This window comes from uncultured Brachyspira sp. (assembly GCF_934747485.1).
Classification (GTDB): domain Bacteria; phylum Spirochaetota; class Brachyspiria; order Brachyspirales; family Brachyspiraceae; genus Brachyspira.
Window position 1 is genome coordinate 1 of record NZ_CAKVGN010000117.1, and the last position, 3284, is coordinate 3284.

General features: G+C 28.5%; 2 protein-coding genes. One reads left to right on the forward strand and one right to left on the reverse strand.

Annotation, left to right across the window (positions count from 1 at the left end):
• Positions 1 to 252: 252 nt before the first annotated feature.
• A complete protein-coding gene (locus Q0H31_RS12985; RefSeq protein ID WP_295298860.1) occupies positions 253 to 666 on the reverse strand; it encodes a rhodanese-like domain-containing protein in 414 nt (137 codons plus the stop codon).
• A gap of 158 nt (positions 667 to 824) precedes the next feature.
• Between Q0H31_RS12985 and obgE the strand changes: the two genes are divergently transcribed.
• On the forward strand, positions 825 to 2867 hold the full coding sequence (gene obgE, locus Q0H31_RS12990; RefSeq protein WP_295298862.1) for a GTPase ObgE: 2043 nt from the start codon (positions 825 to 827) through the stop codon (positions 2865 to 2867).
• Positions 2868 to 3284 lie beyond the last annotated feature (417 nt).

A 3284-nucleotide genomic window follows, 5' to 3' on the forward strand; every position in this document is an offset into this window, starting at 1 on the left:
TTTAGCTATTTATATTATAAGGAATACCTACTTTATTTTAACTAAAAAACGTGCAATATCTATGGCTCCTAAACAATTTTAGAATTTTATATATTTTTAAAAAATTTATTAATATAATATAATTATAATTTGCAAAGAAATGAATTTTAATTATTTAAACATTATTTTTTATTTTTTTATTATAAAATTATTTATTAATTATCAATATTTTTATTACAAAATAAAATAGTTAAAATAAAAAAGAATAGAAAACTATTTTTTTAAAGCGTTATTAAGTGCAAAATATCCAGCATACGTAAGATTATATATATTTTTAAAACCTAATTTATACATACGCATACAAGCCATAGAAGACCTAGAGCCGCTTGCACAGTAAACTATATATTCTTTGTCTTTATCTAATTTAGACATTTTGTTATTAAAATTGCTGTCATCTAAAGCTATGTTTATGCTATTTTTTATGTATCCGCTATATTGCACTTCTTGATAACTTCTTACATCTATTAAACCTATATTTTTATTATTTTTATATAATTCTATAGCTTCATTAAGTTTTATGTTTTTGTATTTGCCTTTACTCATAATAATAAATATTATTTTCTTTACAAAAGTTATTATTATAAAAACTGCTATTAATAATATGATTAATGATAATGTATTGTTCATTTTTAATATACCCTATATATGTATAATTTATTATATACATAATAATAAAAAATTCAATACTTGCAATAATGTATCTTTTTTTAGATTGATAAAAAGTTATTTTATAATATAATAATTTCTTAATCAAAAATAGTATAAAAAGAATAGGTAATATAACAATGGAACAATTTATAGATGTAGTAAATTTTGAAATAGAGGCAGGACATGGAGGGGCAGGCTGTGTGAGTTTCAGACGCGAAGCACATGTACCTATGGGAGGTCCTGACGGAGGAAACGGCGGAGAAGGCGGAGATGTAATAGTGAGAGTTGATGCGAGGATAAACAGTTTCGGAAAGATAAAAAGCAGAAAAAGATTTAGAGCAAGAGACGGTGAACCCGGAAGAGCAAGACTAAGTGATGGAAAAAAGGGCGATGATGTTGTTATAAGAGTTCCTATAGGCACAGTTGTTTATGATGATGATACAAATAATATATTAGCTGACTTGCTTGAAGATGGTCAGAGTTTTACTGTTGCAAGAGGCGGTAAAGGAGGCAAAGGAAATAAGTTTTATGCCACTGCTACAAATCAAGCACCAGACTATGCTCAGCATGGTTTAGACGGCGAAAAACTTAATATAAGATTAGAAGTAAAACTCATTGCTGATATTGGTCTTGTTGGTATGCCCAATGCTGGTAAATCAAGCTTACTTGCAAGACTCACTCGTGCTAACCCAAAAATAGCATCATATCCTTTTACAACGCTTACACCGAATTTAGGCGTATGTTATTTGGACTATGAAAGAAGTTTTGTTATTGCGGATATTCCGGGTATCATAGAAGGAGCTAGCGAAGGGGCTGGACTTGGACTTACTTTTTTAAGACATATTGAGAGAACAGGGGCTTTATGTTTTGTGATAGATTTGACCGATGAAGATATTGTTGATACTTATAAAAAACTTAGAAACGAATTAAAACAATATAGTAAAGAGTTGATAAAGAAAAAGTCTATAATAGTATTAAATAAAACTGATATGCTTGAAGAAGATGAGATAAAAGAAAAAGTAAAAGCTATAGAAAAGACTATAAAAAAAGAGTATAAAAACAATAAAGATACCCATTATGAAGAGCCTGAAATATTTGCATTATCGGTATTTAGTTTAGACGGTGAGCTTCTCGATAGAGTAACAAATGCATTCTATAAGGCAAATGAAGAGAGATACGACAACGCCAAAAAAGAAACTAAAGAGCCTCTTTTACTTAATCAAAATAAAACTAAATCAAAATTAAAAACAAAAAGAGTATTCGGACCAGTGGTATCAAAAAGGCTTGGCAATTCTTTGGGAATAGATGTTATACCTCATAAAACTTGCTCTTATAATTGTATATATTGTCAGTTGGGTTCTGAAGAAAATACTAAAACTAATCTTGCTAATTATTACTCTGTTGATGAAATAATATATGAGTTAAAAGAGGCTTTGCTTAATAATAAAAACATTGACTATATAACATTTGCAGGTTCTGGTGAGCCTACATTATATAAAGATTTAAAAAAGTTAATTTATGAAATCAAACAGATAACTGATATTCCTGTATGCATCATAACAAATGGTTCTTTGCTTTATAAACAAGAGATGCGTTCTAATTTGCTTATGGCAGATTTGATTATTCCTTCTCTTGATGCGGGTAATATGGATACTTTTAAATTAATAGATCAGCCAAACAAAGAAATTGATTTTGATAAAATGGTAAATGGTCTTATAGAGTTTAGAAGAGTTTTTGAGGGTGAGTATTGGCTTGAGGTATTTTTACTCAAAGGAATCAATGACGGTGAAGAAGAGCTTGATGATATAATAAAAATAGTAAATAAAATAAAACCTGATAGAGTTCAGCTTGTTACAGCTACGAGAAGAACAGCTAATGAAAAAGCTAAGGCATTAAGCGATGAAGAGATGGAGCATGCTAAAAAATATTTTGAAGCAAATTGCAGCATTGAAATAGATGTTCCGAGTGTGTCCGATAAAGTAAAAGGAAACACAAAAAAAATTACTGAAGAAGATATAGTAAATTTTTTAATGAGGCAACCTGATACTGCTCATATGATAGCGATTAGTTGTAATGAAGATGAGAAAAGGGTAAATGAATTATTAAAAAAGTTAGTTGAAAGCGGAAAGGTGAGAGAAGAGATAGTTAATGGCGTACTTTCTTATGCTGTAAATATTTGATTATTTTATTATATAGCTAAAAATATAGTGTCCGATTGCTCAAGGAATGAAAAAAGAAAATATGGATATTAATTTAATTAGTAAATTAACGGTACTAACAATAGAAGAAATAGAAAAACTATAAATAAAATTCAATTAAACTATATAAAAACTTCTTGACAAAATTATTAAAATATGATATGTTAACTGTATGATGCAATATAGGAATTTATTAACAACTACTAGACAGTCTACAGTCTACAGTCTACAGTCTACAGTCTACAGTCTACAGTCTACAGTCTACAGTCTTTAAAAAATTTATATTTTATGTTTAATGCAGGCTCTTTCGGAATTGTAAAAGAAAAGGGGCTGTCCTAGATAACTAAAAAAGCTCCTTTCTTGCTAAATTATATATAATTTCCAACTGTTTTTCAACTT